General features: G+C 71.4%; 19 protein-coding genes. 14 read left to right on the forward strand and 5 right to left on the reverse strand.

Going from position 1 to position 17,826, the window contains the following annotated elements:
- Positions 1 to 202: 202 nt before the first annotated feature.
- Entirely contained in the window at positions 203 to 1,555 is a 1,353-nt protein-coding gene (locus tag IEY84_RS26000; RefSeq protein WP_229789027.1) for an FAD/NAD(P)-binding protein, read from the reverse strand.
- Positions 1,556 to 1,664: 109 nt separating this feature from the next.
- On the opposite strand from IEY84_RS26000, the gene IEY84_RS26005 reads away from it, so the two are divergent.
- Together IEY84_RS26005 and IEY84_RS26010 are read left to right on the forward strand one after the other, a co-directional pair.
- Positions 1,665 to 2,225, forward strand: a complete 561-nt coding sequence (locus tag IEY84_RS26005; RefSeq protein WP_183551863.1) for a winged helix-turn-helix domain-containing protein — start codon at positions 1,665 to 1,667, stop codon at positions 2,223 to 2,225.
- Positions 2,226 to 2,241: 16 nt separating this feature from the next.
- Positions 2,242 to 3,498 (forward strand): MFS transporter, encoded by a 1,257-nt coding sequence (locus IEY84_RS26010; protein WP_183551866.1) that lies wholly within the window; start codon positions 2,242 to 2,244, stop codon positions 3,496 to 3,498.
- Here the strand turns inward: IEY84_RS26010 and IEY84_RS26015 are convergent.
- Positions 3,467 to 3,844, reverse strand: a complete 378-nt coding sequence (locus tag IEY84_RS26015) for a hypothetical protein (RefSeq protein WP_229789029.1) — start codon at positions 3,842 to 3,844, stop codon at positions 3,467 to 3,469. The genes IEY84_RS26010 and IEY84_RS26015 overlap by 32 nt on opposite strands.
- 248 nt (positions 3,845 to 4,092) lie before the next feature.
- Here IEY84_RS26015 and IEY84_RS26020 point away from each other — a divergent pair, with 248 nt between their 5' ends.
- Positions 4,093 to 5,148, forward strand: coding sequence for a restriction endonuclease (locus IEY84_RS26020; RefSeq protein WP_183551872.1), 1,056 nt, complete (start codon positions 4,093 to 4,095; stop codon positions 5,146 to 5,148).
- 12 nt (positions 5,149 to 5,160) lie between these two features.
- Here IEY84_RS26020 and IEY84_RS26025 read toward each other — a convergent pair whose 3' ends face one another.
- Complete coding sequence (locus IEY84_RS26025; RefSeq protein WP_183551876.1) at positions 5,161 to 5,874, reverse strand: HNH endonuclease family protein; 714 nt, start codon at positions 5,872 to 5,874, stop codon at positions 5,161 to 5,163.
- A gap of 160 nt (positions 5,875 to 6,034) precedes the next feature.
- Between IEY84_RS26025 and IEY84_RS26030 the strand changes: the two genes are divergently transcribed.
- A complete protein-coding gene (locus tag IEY84_RS26030) occupies positions 6,035 to 6,850 on the forward strand; it encodes an S-methyl-5'-thioadenosine phosphorylase (RefSeq protein ID WP_183551879.1) in 816 nt (271 codons plus the stop codon).
- Positions 6,847 to 7,932: an NAD-dependent epimerase/dehydratase family protein gene (locus IEY84_RS26035; RefSeq protein ID WP_183551882.1), complete on the forward strand. Its 1,086-nt coding sequence runs from the start codon at positions 6,847 to 6,849 to the stop codon at positions 7,930 to 7,932. The genes IEY84_RS26030 and IEY84_RS26035 overlap by 4 nt, the downstream gene beginning before the upstream one ends.
- 106 nt (positions 7,933 to 8,038) lie before the next feature.
- On the opposite strand, the gene IEY84_RS26040 is transcribed toward IEY84_RS26035, so the two are convergent.
- Positions 8,039 to 9,430 carry a hypothetical protein gene (locus tag IEY84_RS26040; RefSeq protein ID WP_183551887.1) on the reverse strand — a complete coding sequence of 464 codons (1,392 nt, stop codon included), beginning with the start codon at positions 9,428 to 9,430 and terminating at the stop codon, positions 8,039 to 8,041.
- Between the two features lie 113 nt (positions 9,431 to 9,543).
- On the opposite strand from IEY84_RS26040, the gene IEY84_RS26045 reads away from it, so the two are divergent.
- Genes IEY84_RS26045 through IEY84_RS26075 form a run of 7 tightly spaced genes read left to right on the forward strand, consistent with a single transcriptional unit; the run spans position 9,544 to position 14,964 of the window.
- Positions 9,544 to 10,212, forward strand: a complete 669-nt coding sequence (locus tag IEY84_RS26045) for a glycosyltransferase family 2 protein (RefSeq protein WP_183551890.1) — start codon at positions 9,544 to 9,546, stop codon at positions 10,210 to 10,212.
- Positions 10,212 to 10,868, forward strand: coding sequence for a TIGR04282 family arsenosugar biosynthesis glycosyltransferase (locus IEY84_RS26050; RefSeq protein ID WP_183551893.1), 657 nt, complete (start codon positions 10,212 to 10,214; stop codon positions 10,866 to 10,868). Before IEY84_RS26045 ends, IEY84_RS26050 begins: the two co-directional genes overlap by 1 nt.
- Positions 10,865 to 11,563 (forward strand): methyltransferase domain-containing protein, encoded by a 699-nt coding sequence (locus IEY84_RS26055; RefSeq protein ID WP_183551896.1) that lies wholly within the window; start codon positions 10,865 to 10,867, stop codon positions 11,561 to 11,563. The genes IEY84_RS26050 and IEY84_RS26055 overlap by 4 nt, the downstream gene beginning before the upstream one ends.
- Positions 11,560 to 12,702, forward strand: a complete 1,143-nt coding sequence (locus IEY84_RS26060) for a molybdopterin-dependent oxidoreductase (RefSeq protein ID WP_183551900.1) — start codon at positions 11,560 to 11,562, stop codon at positions 12,700 to 12,702. Before IEY84_RS26055 ends, IEY84_RS26060 begins: the two co-directional genes overlap by 4 nt.
- The gene (locus IEY84_RS26065) at positions 12,702 to 13,127 is read left to right on the forward strand and encodes a hypothetical protein (RefSeq protein ID WP_183551903.1); all 426 of its coding nucleotides are present in this window, start codon (positions 12,702 to 12,704) and stop codon (positions 13,125 to 13,127) included. The genes IEY84_RS26060 and IEY84_RS26065 overlap by 1 nt, the downstream gene beginning before the upstream one ends.
- Positions 13,128 to 13,129: 2 nt before the next feature.
- Positions 13,130 to 13,816, forward strand: a complete 687-nt coding sequence (locus IEY84_RS26070; protein WP_183551905.1) for a response regulator transcription factor — start codon at positions 13,130 to 13,132, stop codon at positions 13,814 to 13,816.
- Entirely contained in the window at positions 13,813 to 14,964 is a 1,152-nt protein-coding gene (locus tag IEY84_RS26075; protein WP_183551908.1) for a sensor histidine kinase, read from the forward strand. Before IEY84_RS26070 ends, IEY84_RS26075 begins: the two co-directional genes overlap by 4 nt.
- Before the next feature lie 4 nt (positions 14,965 to 14,968).
- On the opposite strand, the gene IEY84_RS26080 is transcribed toward IEY84_RS26075, so the two are convergent.
- On the reverse strand, positions 14,969 to 15,562 hold the full coding sequence (locus tag IEY84_RS26080) for a PadR family transcriptional regulator (protein WP_183551911.1): 594 nt from the start codon (positions 15,560 to 15,562) through the stop codon (positions 14,969 to 14,971).
- Positions 15,563 to 15,678: 116 nt separating this feature from the next.
- On the opposite strand from IEY84_RS26080, the gene IEY84_RS26085 reads away from it, so the two are divergent.
- The gene (locus IEY84_RS26085) at positions 15,679 to 16,788 is read left to right on the forward strand and encodes an aromatic ring-hydroxylating dioxygenase subunit alpha (protein WP_183551914.1); all 1,110 of its coding nucleotides are present in this window, start codon (positions 15,679 to 15,681) and stop codon (positions 16,786 to 16,788) included.
- A 10-nt stretch (positions 16,789 to 16,798) separates the two neighbouring features.
- Complete coding sequence (locus IEY84_RS26090; RefSeq protein ID WP_183551917.1) at positions 16,799 to 17,812, forward strand: PDR/VanB family oxidoreductase; 1,014 nt, start codon at positions 16,799 to 16,801, stop codon at positions 17,810 to 17,812.
- Positions 17,813 to 17,826: the final 14 nt, after the last annotated feature.

A 17,826-nucleotide genomic window follows, 5' to 3' on the forward strand; every position in this document is an offset into this window, starting at 1 on the left:
AGCGCACTCGGAGGACTCCCGCCGATCAGCCGACTGTCACCAACGTGATGGCCGAGTACAGCTAGGCGGAGGCGTGTCGAGACCAACACGATCCCGTGTCGCTCGATGGGACCGTGTTGGTCTCGACACGCTCGGCCGCAGGCGGCCTCGCGGCTCGACCAGCGATTGGCTCGACCAGCGATTGGCTCGACCAGCGGGGCGGTCAGCTCACCAGGTGGGCGGCGACAGCGGCGGCCTGGTTCCGGATCTCGGGGATGGCGGTGGCCTCGTAGAGCGCGCCCTTGCAGGGCGGGCCGACGGTCAGAAGATTGGGTACGACGCTGCCGTCTGCTCCGATGACGTGGCCGTCCTCGGTGACGTCGATGCCGAGGCGGAGGGGGTCGGGGGCGATCAGGCCGCGCTTCTGCAGCGCGAGCAGGAGCGGGTTGTCGGTGCGAGTGATGTCGGGCGAGGGACCGGTGCAGTTGATCACCGCGGTGACCTCTCGGTCGCCGTCGGCCAGCGTGATCACCGGGCTCGTCCCGGCGTCGTCCCGGCAGCCGAGCACCCCGCCGCCGAGGATCTCCAGGCGTCCCTCGGCCCGGTAAGCGTCGAGGAGGGCGGCGATGCGCGGGGCCATGCGGTGGCGGCGTACCTCCCACTCACGGGCGTAGGCCTCGCGGAAGCGACGGCGCTCCGACTCGGGCAGACGGCGCCAGATCGACTGGGTCGGGCCGCGCAGGCCGTCGATGACGGCGCGCCAGTCGACGCCGAGGCCGGTCGCGTGCTCGATCTGCTCGCGTACGAGTGCGGCCATGCCGTCGGCGGTCAACGGGCCGTCGGGGATCGGGGTCACCCAGGAGGTGAACTGGTCGTCGACGTGGGGGTTGGGGACCAGGCCGTGGCGGCTCACCATGATCACTCGTCGGTCCGGGGAGTCGTCGAGGAGCGTGACCGTCGTGTCGACGGCGGTGAGGCCGGTGCCGACGACGAGCACGGTCGCATCGTCCGGCAGGGCACTGATCCGGGCCACGTCCCACGGGTCCGAGAGGTTCCACGACGCCTCAGGCAGACCGGCGAGCGGCTGGGGCGGCGGGTTGCCGTAGGCGAGGACGACCGCGTCCGCGACGTGTCCCTCACCGTCGTCGCTGGTCAGCACCCTGAAACCGGCATCGACCGGCTCGACGTCGACGACCGTCTCGCCGACGATCTCCAGTGTCCCGGTGCCGGTCCCGGCCGCGCGAGCGAGCCGGTCACGCAGGTAGCGCGAGTAGTCACGTCGGGGCAGGAAGTCGATCGGGCCGAGCTCGATGCCGGCCCCGGCCGCCCAGTCGAGCAGGTCGTCCCGATCGTCGGGGAAACCCGACATGTTGTTGGCCCGGACGTTGAGGAGATGGCGGGGATCGGTGGTCGAGTAGGCCACTCCGTAGCCCGGCTCTCCGCGTGACTCGAACAACGTCACCGAAGCACCGCGGCGGAGCAGGTTGATCGCGGTCAGCGTGCCGCTGGCTCCTCCTCCGATGATCGCCACCGTGGGAGTGGGTGTCGGTACGTGCGGCGCAGCGTCTGTCGTCACCCGCACACCCTAACTTCGCTATCCATGCTTTGTTCACCGGGTTACTTGCTTATCAGAGTGACCGCAAAGAACTATTTGCAAATAGATCTTTGCAGTCTACGCTGGCCGCATGGCAGCTCGCGAGATCCTTCCCAGCGTCGACCAGCTCAAGGCCCTCACCCACCCCGTGCGCGTACGAATGCTCGGGATCCTCCGTCTCGACGGCCCGGCGACGGCGACCACGTTGGCCACCCGGCTCGGCATCAACAGCGGTGCGACGTCCTACCACCTCCGACAGCTGGCGCACCACGGGTTCATCGAGGACGACGCGAGCCGAGGCAACGGCCGCGAGCGCTGGTGGAAGGCCGCCCACCAGATGACCGTCACCGGCCAGGACGGCGCGCCGGACACGGCCGAGGGCCGCGAGACGCTGGACGCCTACATGCAGACGGTCGCCAGCATCTACACCCAGCGCATCCAGGAGGCGATCGCCGAACGCGCCCTCCTCCCTCCGGAGTGGCAAGAGACGCTCAGCCTCAACGACCGCGTCGCGCGGCTCACGCCGGCCCGTGCAGCCCAGGTGAAAGCGCAGATCAACGATCTCCTCGACGACCTCGACGACGAGCCCGGGGGCGAGCCCGTGATGTTCCAGTTCCATGTCGTCCCGCTGGCAGAACACCCCCCACGCTGACCAGGAGAAGTAACTGATGAAACTCCCCCTCTACGGCTGGCTCGCGGCCCAGACCATCTCACTGGTCGGCACCCGCATCTCGATGCTGGCACTCCCCTGGTTCGTCCTGGAGACGACCGGCAGCCCCACCAAGGCCGGCCTGATCGCGCTCTTCGAGATGACCCCGCTGGTGCTCAGCAAGATCTTCGGCGGCCCGGTCATCGACCGCCTCGGCCCACGCCGCGTCGCGATCTCCTGCGACCTCGGCTCGGCCGCCGTCGTCGGCCTGATCCCCCTCCTGTACGCAGCAGACCTGCTGCACTTCCCGATCCTGCTGCTCCTCGTCGCGCTCGCCGGGACACTGCGCGGCCCCGGTGACTCCGCGAAGTCGTCGATGATCCCGCAGCTCGTCGAAGCAGCGGGAGTCCCCACCGAGCGAGCGACCGGGCTCCACTCGTTCGTCGAACGCACCGCCTCGATGCTCGGCGCCGTCGCAGCGGGACTGCTGATCGGCCTGGTCGGCGCGACCAACGCGATCGTGATCGACGCCGCCTCGTTCGCAGTCGGCGCACTGGTGCTCGCTGCGACGACCGCCGGGCTGACGCGGGTCCGAACCGAACAGACCGCAGAGCGCCCCGAGCCCATCGAGGGGCCCGGCTCCTACCGCGCCCAGCTCGCCGAGGGCTGGCACTTCCTCCGCCGCGACCGGGTGCTCATGGGCATCGCGTTCATGGTCGCGCTCACCAATCTGATCGACTTCGCCTGGGCCAGCGTACTGATGCCGGTGTGGGGCCAGCAGCACACCGGACCCGAGACGATCGGCCTCCTGTTCGCCACCTTCGCGGGCTTCTCCGCGCTGGGATCGGCCGTAGCGGCGGCCATCGGCAACCGGATGCGCCGCTACCCGACGTACCTGGTCTGCTTCCTCGTCGCCGGGATCCCACGGTTCCTGGTGATCGCCTTCGGGGCGCCGCTGTGGGTCGTGTTCGTGGTCTTCGCGATCGGCGGGACGAGCAGCGGCTTCATCAACCCGATCCTCGGGGCGCTCCAGTTCGAGCGGATCCCGGCGCACGTTCTCGGCCGGGTGACGTCGCTGATCTCCGCGTTCGCCTGGGGCCTGATGCCGCTCGGCGGACTGCTCGGCGGCGGCCTGGTCTCCGCATTCGGCCTGACCACCGCACTGGTGGCGTGCGGGATCGCCTACTTCGTGGTCACGATGTTCCCCGCGATCGACCCGACCTGGAAGCAGATCGAGAAACGCCCTAGCAAGCCTCTCGTAGCCGCGGAATCCTAGGGATGCCGCCGAGCCGCTTGTTGTAGCGGACCTGGTCGGAGTAGCCCTCCAGGAGCGTCCACAGCGCCTTGTGGGCCGGCCATGGGATGGCCTCGCCGGGAAATGCCCAGGTCGAGCCGAAGCCGATCCAGACCGGGACCCAGTCCTTGGCGCAGTCCCACTCGCCCCGCTTGGACGTCAGCAGCCGGTGGCGGACCTGGAACGCAAGCCGCTGACCGTCCTTCACGATCGGCGCCGCGCACACCCGCCACAGCGGCATGTCGAGCGACATCAGCTCGATCTCGATGTCGCCGAGAATGCGCGGATCCACCAGGACCGTAGCGACGTTCTCATGCGGGCGCCTCATGCAGATCACGCTAGCGGCGAGCACCGACATCCGCTGGCCGATCCGCCAGGAGCGAACATCGGGCCCCGATTCGCCACCCCGCCGGACAGGACGTACGCATCGGGCCTATCATCCTCCCCAGTCTCGATCGGGCAGGGAGGCCCGAGCGGAGGATGCGACCGGAGCGAGGTCTAGCGGCGAGCTTGCTCGTCCGCTCGCGCCGAGCGAGGGAGCGACCGCGCGTAGCGCGGATCGAGAAAGGAACGACGTTGGCACCCTCGCGGCAGCCCAGAACGGGCGAAGAGGCCGAGAAGTACGCCGCGGAGCATCTGCATTCCCTCGGCTGGCCCGACGCCGCCCCCTCGGGCAGCACTTCGGCGGCGGACGTCGACATCATCGGCGGCCGACCCGACAACGTCGTCGTCGCGCAGGTGGTGCTCACCCGCTCCCCCACCGAGGCACGGAGCGTCTGCGCGGCCCGCGGCGCGGGCTACGCCTACGACGCCCGGACGGTTGCCCTGTTCAGTCGCGGCGGGTTCACCACCGACGCGATCGAATGGGCCGACAAGGTCCGAGTGGCGCTGTTCGAGTTCGCCGCCGACGGCTCGATCCGTCCGCACGGGAAGCACGCGGCCGAGCTGGTCACCACGGCCACGGCGCCGGCGCCGACCCCCGGTCGGGCGCCCGAGCCGATCCCGGGTCGCCACGTCGATCCCACGCGCACCGGCAGCTTCAGCTTCACCGCGAAGATCCCCTCGGTCATGCCTCGCCGGAAGTCCGCAGAGAAGTCCGTCGAGAAGACTGTCCAGAAGACTGCCGAGAAGGTGAGCGAGAACGTCGGCGAGAAGATCGCCGTGGAGATCGCCACGGCGGTCGCACCCGAGCCGACCCCGACGGTCGCCGCGATGATCGCCGGTCCCGCGACCGGCCAGATCCCTGCGTACTCGACCTACACCGTCTCGACCATGAGCATCCCGAAGGCACCCACACCCCCGCCCCACGAACGGTGGGTCCCGGACGGGCTCGGGCCGATCCTGGACGCGATCGCCCGGTCGGCGCAGCTGCCGGTGGTGCTCGTCCTGGGCTCCGAGCAGCGAGCCGAGTGGGTGCGACAGACCTTCCAGGTCGGCACGATCACGGTCACCGACGAGAGCGTGCTCCCGATGCTGCTCTCCCTGGTGACAGGTCGGGAGTCGCAGTACGCGAGCGGCGAGTCGTACCACAAGGTCGACGGTCTCAAGCCGCAGGGCGAGCGGGCGCTGGAGTCCTGGCGGGCCTGGGAGGCCTACGACCGCGCGATGGCCAACTACCGACGCGCAGTCTGAGAGCTCCATCGGTCAGCAGTAGTTGAGCATCTCGCCGAGCGCGCGGCGCTCGCTGTCATCGACCGCGAGCGACCAGCGCGTCTTGGTCTCGATCCAGCGGGTCGCGTACGCACACTGGAACCCCTTCCGCGGACGCCAGCCCGCGGGGTCGTCGTCGCTCTTGCTCATGTTGGACGGGCCGTCGACGGCGAGCAGGTTGCCCAGGTCGTTGGAGAACGCCCGGCGCCGATCCTCGGACCACGCGCTCGCGCCCGACCGCCAGGCCTCGGCGAGCGGCACGACGTGGTCGATCTGGATCGCCTGGGCCTGGTCGGGCTGCTTCAGATCGGCGAAGGTCAGGCGTCGGCCGGTGTAGGGGTCGACCCAGGTTCCGGCGAGCACGTCGTGGTCGCACCTTCCCTGCGGCCGGGTGCGTACCTCGACGGCATCGCGCAGGAGCACGTCGTCGCGCTGGTTGCACCCGTTGCCGTCGGTGTCCGCCCAGGCCCCGCCGAACGACGAGCGTACGTAGGCGGCCGGCCCGTCGGGGCGTCTCGTCACCGTCGCCAGCGCGGCGAGGTCACGGCGGGCCGCCCGCGCATCGGCGGGCTCGGCTGAAGGCGCAGCTGAAGGCACCGGCGGCCCCGGTCGCATCACCGGCGTCTCCTCGGGCAGCCACAACGCGGCCGCCGAGCCGGCGACCGCCAGCAGGACGACCAGGACCGCCAGAGACGTCCGCCTACCCACGCCGCGCATTGTGCCCGCGACCACCGACATTCGAACCCGCGAAGCGGTTCGAGACCAACATGACAAGAGACCCCGCGCACGACCTGCCCAGGTATTACCGATCGGTGACAGATGCGCCGGGTGCTGTCAGCGGGGGACGTCGCGCTGGCACAGTGAACCCATGACTGCGTTGGACAGTGGACAGAGACCTCGCGCCGAGGTCGGCGTGATCGGCGGGACCGGGCTCTACGAGTTCTTGACCGATGCCGAGGAGGTGGCGATCGAGACCCCCTATGGCGACCCCTCCGCGCCGGTCACGGTCGGCACGGTCGCCGGCCGATCGGTGGCTTTCGTTCCCCGCCACGGCCGCGCGCACGAGTACCCGCCGCACGCCATCCCCTACCGCGCCAACCTCTGGGCGCTGAGGTCGCTCGGCGTGACCCAGGTGCTCTCCCCGAGCGCAGTCGGCGGACTCCGGGCCGATGCCGTCGCGACCGGTGACCTGGTCACTCCCGACCAGCTCGTCGACCGCACCTGGCGCCGGATCCCGAGCTATGTGGAGAGCGGCGCCACCCACGTACCTCTCGCCGATCCCTACTGCGCGCGGATCGCCAAGGCGTACGCAGCCTCCGACCCGTCCGTGAAGGTCGGCGGCACGCTCATCGTGATCGAGGGGCCGCGGTTCTCGACCCGCGCGGAGTCGATCCACCATGCAGCCCAGGGCTGGACGCTGGTCGGGATGACCGGCGCCCCGGAGGCGGCGCTCGCCCGCGAGCTGCGGATGTGTTACGCGCCGTTGTGCCTGGTCACCGACATGGACGCGGGTGCGGCCGAGGGCGAGGGCGTCGACGAGGACGACGTCTACGCGCTCTTCGCGGCCAACCTGAACCGGATGCGGACCATCCTGGCCGACACGATCGAGGGCCTGCCGGACCCGGCCGGATGCTCCTGCTCGACCTGGGCCGAGGGCAAGACCCTCGCCTACGAGATCCCATGAGGGTTCTGCTGACCGGGTCCGCGGGGTTCATCGGCACCGCGATCGGCCGGGTGCTGGAGGATGCCGGCCACGAGGTCGTACGCGTCGATGTGCTGCTGCCGATGGCCCACGGCGAGGCCGCCGAGGCACCGCCCGGGACACACCTCCTCGACGTACGCGACGCCGCCGAGTGGGGCGGTCTGCTGAACGGCATCGACGCGGTGTGCCACCAGGCCGCGGTCGTCGGTGCCGGCGTGACCGTGGCCGACCTCCCGCTGTACGCCGCCCACAACGACCTCGGCACCGCCGCACTCCTGGCCGCGATGAGCGCGCACGGGATCTCCCGGCTGGTGCTCGCCTCCTCGATGGTCGTCTACGGCGAGGGCCGCTATGTCTGCGAGTCCCACGGCGACCGGGTCCCGCCGCCGCGCTCGCGGGCCGCGCTCGACTCCGGCGACTTCGAGAACCACTGCGACCTCTGCGGGGGCGCGCTGGCCTGGGCTGCGGTCGCCGAGATGGGGCGGCTCGACCCGCGCAGCTCGTACGCAGCCAGCAAGGTGGCCCAGGAGCACTACGCCTCCGCCTGGGCCCGTCAGGCCGACGCGACCGCGATCGCGCTGCGCTACCACAACGTCTACGGGCCGCACATGCCCGCGGACACCCCCTACTCCGGAGTCGCCGCCATCTTCCGCTCCTCCTTGGAGCGGGGCGAGGCGCCGCAGGTGTTCGAGGACGGCGGCCAGCAGCGCGACTTCGTCCACGTCGACGACGTGGCCCGCGCCAACCTGGCGGCACTGGAGGCGACCGCCGAGCGGTCACCCGGGGAACTGGCGGCCTACAACGTCGCGTCCGGGCACCCAGTCACGATCAGCGAGGTGGCGGCGCTGGTCGCGCGCGGCACCGGCCAGTCCGAGTTGGCGCCGGTGGTCACCGGCCGCTACCGCATCGGCGACGTACGCCATGTCGTGGCCTCCCCGGAACTCGCGGAGAAAGAACTCGGTTTCCGTGCCGAGGTCCTGCCGGAGGTCGGTCTGCCGGCCTTCGCCACGGCGCCGCTGCGGTCGTACCTGATCCCCCGCTGGTCGAGCCGCCGGAGCCGCTAGGCGAAGGCGTGTCGAGACCAACACAGTCCCCTGTCGCGCTCGATAGGACTGTGTTGGTCTCGACACGCTCGGCCGCAGGCGGCCTCGCGGCTCGACCAGCGGGCAGTCACCAGCTCGTGTAGAGCAGATGCTGGACGAGGAGCGCGGTGAGGAGCTGCAGGGCCAGGCCGGGACGTCGCCACTGCTCGGGCAGGAGGGCGCAGCCGAGGGTGAGCCAGGGGATGAAGGGGAGCCAGATGCGTTCCACCTCCGCCCGGCTCATCTGGGAGGCGTCGGCGAGAGCGATCATGATCACCGCGGCCGCGACCAGGACGACGACCACCCGGTCGGCCGGCTCGCGGCGGGCGGCCCAGGTAGCGCCCAACCCGGCGCCGACGAGCGGCCCGGCGCTGATCGCGAGCGCGGCCAGGTTGCCCCAGGTCCAGTAGGCGCCGGGGCGTTGGCTGGCCAACCCGTCCCAGTAGCGATCGACCAGCACCGGATACGCCTCCCACCAGGCGAAACCGCCGGCGGCGAAGGTGAGGGCGACGGCAACCGCGGACGCGATCGCGATCGGCAGCACCCGCCACCCCCTGCCCAGCCAGATCACCGCGAGCGCGAGAACCCCGGTGAGCAGGAGCCCGTAAGACATGAACACGACGATCCCGAGCACCAGCCCCGCGAGAACCGCCCACAGCAAGCCGGCCAAGCCGGATACGACGGGACGTTCTTGTCCGTTACCGGCCGGTAGACCGACAAGAACGTCCCGTCGTATCCCGCGGCACGCGAGCGCGAGGCAGCACAAACCCCAGGCGACCGTGGTCGCCATCACCGCGTCCGCCGATACAGCCAGGAACACCGCGCTCGGCGACAGGACCAGGTACGGCGCCGCCGCTCGCGCCGCGTCCTCGGCGCCGAGGACCCGGACCGTCGTCATGACCGCCAGCGGCAGGGTCGCGGCGAGCGCGATGACGACCAGGCCCGCGGCGAGGTCACCACCGAGACCGACCTTCACCAGCAGCACGAAGAAGAGCACCATCCCGGGCGGGTGCCCGGCGATGTGGACCGGCCAGTTCCCCTCCGGAGCGTCGTAGGGGATCCGGGAGACGTACTCCCGCAGCAGCCCGGGGACGTCATCGACCGCCCGGGCCGTCTCCAGGTATTCGGTCGGGTTCCCCAGCACCCGCGAGATGCCCTCGGGGCCGTCCACCAGTGCCAGCGCCAGCAGCCACACCAGCCCGGCGGCGTACGCGACCAGGAGCAGGCGCCGCCAGGGCAGTCGCTTCGCCATCGGGTCGGCCCAGCGCAGCGACGCGAGCGCGAGCAGGACTGCGGGGAGTGTGCCGATACCCACCTTGACCTGCGGGTATCCGTGGAGGGGAGGGAAGGTGCCGTCGTCGAGGTGCACGCGCGGCCACACCTGCCAGTCGAGCAGGGCCGGCACGACGACGGCCGTCACGATGAGCACGACCGTGACGACGAGCCCCACCAGGGCGGCGCGGTGAGCTGAGGAGTTCACGACTGCGAGCGTAGGTCCGCGACGGCTCGATGGCCGCCGGCGCACGGGCCCCGTCACCGGACCGTAAGATCTGCGGCCCCCATCGGCGGCGGCGCGTTCCTAGAGTCGATCACATGGCCGAACCCCGCTCTGATGTCGACCTCGTGCTGCCCTGCCGCGACGAGGCCGCCGCCCTGCGCGAGCTGCTGCCGCGCGTGCCGGCGGGACTCTCCGTGATCGTCGTCGACAACGGCTCGACCGACGGGACCGCCGAGGTCGCCCGCGCGCTGGGGGCGCGGGTCGTCTCGGAGTCGCGGCCGGGATACGGGGCGGCGGTGCATGCCGGTCTGATGGCGGCGACCGCGCCGTTTGTCGTGGTGATGGACGGCGACGGCTCCTTCGATCCCACCGCCGCGCTGCCCCTGGTCGAGACGATCAGGCGCGACGAGGCCGACCTGGCGCTGGGCTCCCGCAGGCCGGTGGCTCCCGGCGCCCAGCCGTGGCACGCCCGGGTCGGCAACCGGCTGGTCCTGGCCGCGCTGCGGCGCCGCACCGGCTTGCGTCTACGTGACATCGCCCCGCTGCGCGCGGCCCGCCGGGAGGCGCTGCTCGGGCTCGGGGTGGCGGACCGGCGCTCGGGCTATCCGGTCGAGCTGCTCGATCGCGCGGCCCGGGCCGGTTGGCGGGTGCACGAGGAGGACGTCGACTACCACCCTCGGACCGCGGGGACCCGCTCGAAGGTCTCCGGCTCGGTGCGGGGCAGCTTTCGGGCGGCGTACGACTTCTGGCGGGTGCTCTCGTGATGCCGCCTACGCTCCTCCTGGTCGCCAAGGCACCGGTGCCGGGCCTGGTGAAGACCCGGCTCGCGGCCGACGTTGGCGAGAAGGCCGCGACCGCGGTCGCCGCGGCCGCCCTGCTGGACACCATCGAGGCGTGCACGCTGGCGGTGGGACCGGAACGGTGCCGACTCGCCTTCTCGGGCGATCTCGCTGTCGGGTTCAGGGCCGACGAGATCCAGGCTGCCCTCAACGGTTGGACCCTCGCCCCGCAGCGCGGGACCGGCCTCGGCGAACGACTCGCGAACGCCCACGCCGAGGTCGCCGGACCGGTGGTGCAGATCGGCATGGACACCCCACAGGTCACCCCGGGCGGGCTGCTCGCTGCGGCCGGCGGCCTGGACGCGGCCGATGCCGTGCTCGCTCCCGCCGAGGACGGCGGCTGGTGGGCCCTGGCGCTCCGCGACCCGTCGGCGGCCACCGCGCTGCGCGACGTACCCATGTCCACCCCCGAGACGTACGCAGCCACCCGCGCCGCCCTCGAAGGAATCGGCCTCCGGGTCGCCGCCGGTGAACGGCTGCGCGACGTCGACCACCTCGCCGACGTCGCCCCCGTAGCCGCGACGGCCCCGCACACCCGCTTCGCGGTGGTCGCGGCCGAGATCGCGAGGGTCGCCCGATGACCGCGGTGGCGGCGGTGGCGGAGTCGGCGTTCGCGCATGTCTTCGCCAGCGAGGAGTGCCGGGTGGTGAGCGTCGATGGCACGGCCTCGCGGCTTCCGGTCGAGGACTGGTCCCGCACCGCCGACGCCGCGGACCTCGCCCTGCTCTCCTACTGCGCCGGACCGACGCTCGATCTCGGCTGCGGGCCCGGCCGGATGACCGCCGCGCTGGCCGCCCGGGGTCTGCCGTCGCTGGGCGTCGACGTCGTCCCCGAGGCCGTTGCCCAGACCGAGGCCCGCGGTGGGCGCGCAGTCTGTCGCGACCTCTTCGAGCCGCTGCCCGGGGAGGGCTGGTGGACGACCGCTCTGCTCGCCGACGGCAACCTCGGCATCGGCGGGGACCCGCTCGCCCTCCTCGCCCGCGTACGCCGGCTGCTCGTGCCGGGCGGCCGGGTGGTCGCCGAGGTGCATCCGCCGGGCACGCCGAGCGGCCCGCTGCTCGCGGAGCTGGTCTGCCGCTGCGGCGGCTCCTCGCAGTTCCCGTGGGCGATCGTCGGCGCCGACGCGATCGGGGCGATCGCTGCCGAGGTCGGCCTCGCGGTGAGGCGGCTCGAGCCGCTGCCGCACCGCCGGGCACAGTCCCGCCGGTCAGCGCCGGCCCCGTTCACCCCTGCCGGTGACCGCTGGGTCGCCGTGCTCGTCGAGGACGCCGCATGAGAATCCCCTCGGAGGGCTCCTTCACCTCGCGCCTGCGCAGCGCCGCGGTCGCCGCTCGCGTCGGGCTCTGGCTCGGGATCTGCTTTCTGGTCGCACTCGTCACCGGCCTGATCAGCCACTACGCCCAGCTCGACCACCAGCCGGCGCCGCTCCCGGCCAGCCCGTCGCGGCTCTACCAGCTCACCCAGGGTCTCCACGTCGTCGCCGGCACCGCCGCGATCCCGCTGCTCCTGGTCAAGCTGTGGGTCGTCTTCCCCAAGCTCTTCCAGCCGATGCCGCGCCAGGTCCGGGAGGCACTGCCGACGGCGCTGGAACGCGGCTCGATCGCCGTCCTGGTCAGCACCTCGCTGGTCCAGCTCACCACCGGTGTGCTCAACGTCGCCCAGTGGTATCCCTGGGGCTTCAGCTTCCGGAGCACCCACTACGCGCTGGCCTTCGTCGCCGTCGGAGCGCTGCTGATCCACATCGCGGTGAAGCTGCCGGTCGTACGCGATGCCCTGACCGGGGACGTCGACGACACCGCCCACGACCGGCCGAACGCGCGCCGGCCGGGGCCGGTCAGCCGTCGCGGAGTGATGGTGCTCGCCGGCGCGTCGGCTCTGGCCACCGCCTTCCTCTACACCGCCGGCACCGTCCCCAACGTCGGCCGCATCGCCGCCCTGTCCCCGCGGTCACGCAAGCACGGCATCCCGATCAACCGGACGGCCCACTCCGCCGGTGTGGTGGCCGCGGCGAGCAGCTCCGCCTACCGCCTCGAGGTCGTCCACGGCGGCACGACCCGGTCCCTGACCCGCGACGACCTGGCCGCGATGGAGCAGCGGACCTGCACCCTGCCGATCGCCTGCGTGGAAGGGTGGAGCGCGACGGGCGACTGGGGCGGCGTACGCCTCCGCGACCTGCTCGACCTCGTCGACGCCCCGCGCGGGCGCGAGGTGCGGGTCCGGTCGATCCAGACGTTCAGCGCCTCCGCGGACACCGTGCTCCCGCCGAACTTCGCCGACGACGACCGGACCCTGCTGGCGCTGATGCTCGACGGGGAGACGCTGTCGATGGACCACGGCTGCCCGGTCCGGCTGATCGCGCCCGACCGTCCCGGGGTCATGCAGACCAAGTGGGTCTCCCGGATCGAGGTGCTCTGATGAGAGGGATCCGGGCTGCGCTGATCCTGCTCGGGGCGGTCGGAATGGCGTACGGAGCCTGGCTGCTGGTCAGCCGGCAGGACCTCGGCCAGATCGTCGAGGTCGCCGTCTGGCTGGCGGCGGCCATCGTGATCCACGACGGGATCCTGGCACCGGCGGTGCTCGGGCTCGGCTGGCGCGGTGGCCGGCTGCTGCCTCGAGCCGCCGCCAGGGGCGCCGTGGTGGTGCTGGTGCTGCTCGGACCGGCGACGCTGGTCGCGATCCCGGTCCTCGGCCGGTTCGGCGCGAAGCCGGACAACCCGACGCTGCTGGACCGCGACTACACCCAGGGGCTGCTGGTCTTCGCGATCCTGTGCGTGTGCGCCGGTGTCGCCGTCGCGCTCGGCGAACTACGCTCGCCCCATCCGACGGCGGAGGAGGAGTAGGCATGGCACGAGTGCTCGTCGTCGACGACGACCTCACCGTTCGCGAGGTGCTGGCCTCCTACCTGCGCGCCGGCTCGCACGACGTCGTCGAGGCCGGCGACGGCGAGCTGGCGCTGCGCGCGATGAGCGAACGACCGGCCGACATCGTCATCCTCGACCTGATGCTGCCCGGCATCGACGGCCTCGAGGTGTGCCGTCGACTGCGCCAGGCGAGCGAGGTGCCGATCATCATGCTCACCGCCCTCGGCAGCGAGGCCGACCGGATCATGGGGCTCGAGCTCGGGGCCGACGACTACGTCGGCAAGCCGTTCAGCCCGCGGGAGCTGGTGCTGCGCGTCGACTCGGTCCTCAAGCGCACCGGCCACTCCGGCGAGGGTGGCGTGGTCTCCGACGGCTCTCTGGTGGTCGACGCCGACCGACGGGTGGCGACCGACGCCGGCGCGGAGCTGTCGCTGACGACCCGGGAGTTCGATCTGCTCCGCTACCTGATCACCCACCCCGGCAAGGCCTTCACCCGCGAAGACCTGCTCGAGCACGTCTGGGGATGGACGATCGGCGACCGCTCGACGGTCACGGTCCACGTACGCCGGCTGCGGGAGAAGATCGAGTCCGACCCGACCCGGCCGCAACGGCTGGTCACGGTCTGGGGCGTCGGCTATCGCTGGGAGCCCGCGGCGGTGGGCGCATGAAGATCGCCGATGCCGTCCTGATCGCCCTCGTCGCCGCGGGCGCCGGTCTCGCGGTCGGTGTCGTCGGGCTCCTGTTCGCCTGGCTGACTCGGCGCTGGTCGATCCGCTGGCAGCTCACCTTGGTCGCGGCAGTCGCAGTGCTGACGGTCTTCGGCGGCGTACTCGGGATCGCGTGGCTGATGTTCCTCTCCGGCCACGACCTGCAGGTCATCACCGTGGTCACCTCGATCGCCGCGACGGTGGCGATCCTGGTCGCGTTCGTGATCGGCTCCGCGATGGTCCGCTGGTCGGGGGCGGTCCAGCAGCAGGCCCGGGAGATGGCGCTCGGAGGTCATCAGCAGCCCGCGGAGAGCGGACCGCGCGAGCTCCGGTCGTTGTCGGCCGAGCTCGCCGAGACCCAGCGTCGGCTCGAGGAGGCGCGCACGAGAGAGGACCGGCTCGAGGAGTCCCGCCGCGAGCTGATCTCCTGGGTCGCCCACGACCTGCGTACGCCGCTCGCGGGGCTCAGAGCGATGGCCGAGGCGCTCGAGGACGGGATCGCCGCCGACCCGCACCGCTACCACCAGCGCATCCGCGTCGAGGTCGAGCGCCTCGCCCGGCTCGTGGACGACCTCTTCGAGCTCTCCCGGATCCAGGCCGGTGCACTCACACTGACCCCGGAGCCGGTCCTGCTCGGCGATCTGGTCAGCGAAGCCCTGGCCGGGGCAGACGCCGTCGCCCGGGAGCGCCGGGTCCGGCTCGGGGGCCAGGTCGAGGACGGCCTCGAGATCACCGCCGACCCGGCCAGCCTGTCCCGCGTCGTCTCCAACCTGCTGATGAATGCCATCCGCCACACCCCGGCGGACGGCACGGTCGAGGTGCGCTGCCGACTGGCCCCCGGAGACGTACGCAGCGTCGACCTCAGCGTCAGCGACGGCTGTGGCGGCCTGGATCCCGGCGAGATGGAGCGGGTCTTCGATCTCGGCTGGCAGGGCAGTGCCGCACGCACACCGGCCGCGCCCGAAGGGGCCGACGGCGCCAGCGCCCAGGGTGCCGGGTTCGGCCTCGCCATCGTCAAGGGTCTCGTCGATGCGCACCGAGGCATGGTCTGGGTCGAGAACCTTCCGGCCGCCACCGGCTGCCGTTTCCACGTGCGCCTGCCGGCGTGACGGCTCAGTCGACCGGCGATCCTTCGAGCTCGTCGACGAGCACGAGCCCCCGCTCAGCCCAGGCGATCGCGGTCCGGGCCTGATCGATCAGGCCGTCGTAGGCGAAGATCTTGTAGCGCACGATCCGGTCCCACTCGCGCTCGTCGTAGTGCTCCAGCCGCCTGGCCAGCGTGGGATGGCTGCGGTCGAGGAGTGTGGCACGGGTGGCCTCGAGCATCGCCAGATGCTCGGTCCAGTAGTCGCGGAACTGCTCCAGCTCGGTGCGTGCCGCGCCCGGCTCGGCCCACTCCAGGTAGGCCGCCTTGAGGTAGGCGGGCTCCCGCTGCCGGCGGATCTCGATGGGTGAGTCCATCCACTCCCGGAAGGCCGTCACGCCGGACTCGGTGACGGCGTACTCCTTCTTCGTGCCCTTCTTGCCCCACGGCACGACCGCGGACTCGAGCAGGCCGTCGCGCTCCATCCGGTTCAGCTCCGGATAGATCTGCGAGTCGGGCGCATGCCAGACGTGGGCCACCGACTGGCTGAACTGCTTGGAGACGTCGTAGCCGGTCATCGGGCGTGAGGTGAGCAGCGCGAGCAGCGCGAATCTCAGCGACATCGTGACCCCCTCTTCACGTAGTGACCGTGGCGCGAGCGTACCTGCCTCTTGCCACTCACTATAGAGATAGGTAGTTTGTGACGAGCACTACACCTATCCCCATAGGGAGTTTCCGCATGACCGTCCTGGATTCCCCGCCGACCACCGCGGCCGCCAAGATCTTCAACTTCCCCCGAAACGCCTGGTACGTCGCTGCCTGGGACCACGAGGTGACCGCGAAGCAGCCGCTCGCGCGCACCGTCGCCGGCGTCCCGCTCGCGTTGTGGCGCAACAGCGACGGCCGCGCGGTCGCGCTCGCCGACGCCTGCTGGCACCGGCTCGCGCCGCTGTCGAAGGGCAAGCTGCTCGGCGACGAGATCCAGTGCCCCTACCACGGCCTGCGCTACAACTCAGCCGGCCGCTGCACGAGCATGCCGGCCCAGGAGACGATCAACCCGAGCGCGGTCGTCCCGTCCTACCCGGTGGTCGAGCGCTATCGCTACGTGTGGGTCTGGGTGGGCGACCCCGACCTCGCCGACCCCGACACCGTGCCCGACATGCACCAGATGGACTCCCCCGACTGGGCCGGCGACGGCGAGACGATCTACGCGCCCTGCAACTACCAGCTGATCCTCGACAACCTGATGGACCTCACCCACGAGGAGTTCGTGCACAGCTCGAGCATCGGTCAGGACGAGCTCTCCGAGGCCGAGTTCGACGTCAGCCACACCGACCGGGGTGTGACCGTGACCCGCTGGATGCGCGACATCGACGCTCCCCCGTTCTGGCTCAAGAACATGCGCGACAAGTTCCCCGGCTTCACCGGGAAGGTCGACCGCTGGCAGATCATCCACTTCGAGGCCCCCTCGACGATCCGCATCGACGTCGGCGTCGCCAAGGCCGGCACCGGCGCCCCCGAGGGCGACCGCAGCCAGGGCGTCAACGGCTTCGTGATGAACACGATCACCCCCGAGACCGCGCGCACCTCGCACTACTTCTGGGCCTTCATGCGCAACTACCGCCTCGACAGCCAGACCATCACCACCCAGCTGCGCCAGGGCGTCCACGGCGTCTTCGGCGAGGACGAGGAGATGCTGGCCGCTCAGCAGCAGGCGATCGACGCGAACCCGGACCACGAGTTCTACAGCCTCAACATCGATGCCGGCGGGATGTGGGTACGCCGGATCCTGGACCGCATGCTGCAGGCGGAGGGGCTCCCCGCCGCCGCAGCAGCAGCTGCGAAGTGAGGCCGCCGCCATGGCAGTGAACACCCAGACCTGGTGGCAGCAGGGCCGCGTGGCCGAGTGCGATGACCTCGCCGACGGCGTACGCCGCATCGTGCTCACCCCCGACCGCCCCGTCCACGCCGCGCCCGGCACCCACATCGACCTCCGCCTCGACCTCGACGGGCATCGGCGGAAGCGGTCCTACTCGGTCGTCCGCTCCGAGGACGGCGGCCGCCGGCTCACCCTGGGCGTCCAGCTGGCCCCGAGCTCGCGCGGCGGATCCCGCCACATGCACGGCCTCCAGGCCGGCGACGTCGTCGAGATGACCGGTCCGGTCCAGAGCTTCCCGCTCGGGGTCGGTGCCGACCGCTACGTGCTCGTCGCCGGCGGCATCGGGATCACCGCGCTGGTCGCGATGGCCGACACCCTCCGCCGCCGCGGCGCCGACTACACGCTCGTCCTGGCCGGCCGCAGCCGACGCGTGATGGCCTACCTGGACCACCTCGTCGAGACCCACGGCGACCGGGTCCGGGTGTTCGTCGACGACGAGGACGTACGCCTCGACGTGGCGTCTCTGGTCGGCGAGATCGCCGACTCCGCAGCGGCGGCGCGGACCGAGATGTACATGTGCGGGCCGATCCGGCTGATGGACGCGATCCGCCGCGCCTGGGCGACCCACGAGCTGCCCGGGCCCAACCTCCGGTTCGAGACCTTCGGCAGCAGCGGCGCCTGGGCGGCGGAGGACTTCGTCGTGCACCTCCCCCAGCTCGACCGTTCGGTCCGCGTCGGCAAGGACAGCTCCATGCTCGACGCGCTCGAGGACGCCGGCGTCGATGTGATGTGGGACTGCCGCAAGGGCGAGTGCGGGATCTGTCAGGTCAAGGTCCTCGACGTCGACGGCCGCATCGACCACCGCGACGTCTTCCTGAGCCAACCGCAGAAGGAGACGTACGCATCTCTGTGCCTCTGCGTCGCCCGTGCCGCCCGTGGCGGGTCGGGGTCGGGCTCGGCCGACCCCGCCGCCGTCACCCTCCACCTTCCGTGAAACCCCACCCCGAA

The organism is Nocardioides albus (assembly GCF_014648255.1).
Classification (GTDB): domain Bacteria; phylum Actinomycetota; class Actinomycetes; order Propionibacteriales; family Nocardioidaceae; genus Nocardioides; species Nocardioides albus.

What these genes read in the sequence shown, in the direction of transcription:
- IEY84_RS26060 (WP_183551900.1), top strand. Translation starts at nt 11,560, where the DNA reads ATGAGAATCCCCTCGGAGGGCTCCTTCACCTCGCGCCTGCGCAGCGCC.
- IEY84_RS26035 (WP_183551882.1), top strand. Translation starts at nt 6,847, where the DNA reads ATGAGGGTTCTGCTGACCGGGTCCGCGGGGTTCATCGGCACCGCGATC.
- IEY84_RS26070 (WP_183551905.1), top strand. Translation starts at nt 13,130, where the DNA reads ATGGCACGAGTGCTCGTCGTCGACGACGACCTCACCGTTCGCGAGGTG.
- IEY84_RS26005 (WP_183551863.1), top strand. Translation starts at nt 1,665, where the DNA reads ATGGCAGCTCGCGAGATCCTTCCCAGCGTCGACCAGCTCAAGGCCCTC.
- IEY84_RS26050 (WP_183551893.1), top strand. Translation starts at nt 10,212, where the DNA reads ATGCCGCCTACGCTCCTCCTGGTCGCCAAGGCACCGGTGCCGGGCCTG.
- IEY84_RS26090 (WP_183551917.1), top strand. Translation starts at nt 16,799, where the DNA reads ATGGCAGTGAACACCCAGACCTGGTGGCAGCAGGGCCGCGTGGCCGAG.
- IEY84_RS26045 (WP_183551890.1), top strand. Translation starts at nt 9,544, where the DNA reads ATGGCCGAACCCCGCTCTGATGTCGACCTCGTGCTGCCCTGCCGCGAC.
- IEY84_RS26055 (WP_183551896.1), top strand. Translation starts at nt 10,865, where the DNA reads ATGACCGCGGTGGCGGCGGTGGCGGAGTCGGCGTTCGCGCATGTCTTC.
- IEY84_RS26075 (WP_183551908.1), top strand. Translation starts at nt 13,813, where the DNA reads ATGAAGATCGCCGATGCCGTCCTGATCGCCCTCGTCGCCGCGGGCGCC.
- IEY84_RS26085 (WP_183551914.1), top strand. Translation starts at nt 15,679, where the DNA reads ATGACCGTCCTGGATTCCCCGCCGACCACCGCGGCCGCCAAGATCTTC.
- IEY84_RS26065 (WP_183551903.1), top strand. Translation starts at nt 12,702, where the DNA reads ATGAGAGGGATCCGGGCTGCGCTGATCCTGCTCGGGGCGGTCGGAATG.
- IEY84_RS26015 (WP_229789029.1), bottom strand. Translation starts at nt 3,844, where the DNA reads ATGAGGCGCCCGCATGAGAACGTCGCTACGGTCCTGGTGGATCCGCGC.
- IEY84_RS26080 (WP_183551911.1), bottom strand. Translation starts at nt 15,562, where the DNA reads ATGTCGCTGAGATTCGCGCTGCTCGCGCTGCTCACCTCACGCCCGATG.
- IEY84_RS26030 (WP_183551879.1), top strand. Translation starts at nt 6,035, where the DNA reads ATGACTGCGTTGGACAGTGGACAGAGACCTCGCGCCGAGGTCGGCGTG.
- IEY84_RS26010 (WP_183551866.1), top strand. Translation starts at nt 2,242, where the DNA reads ATGAAACTCCCCCTCTACGGCTGGCTCGCGGCCCAGACCATCTCACTG.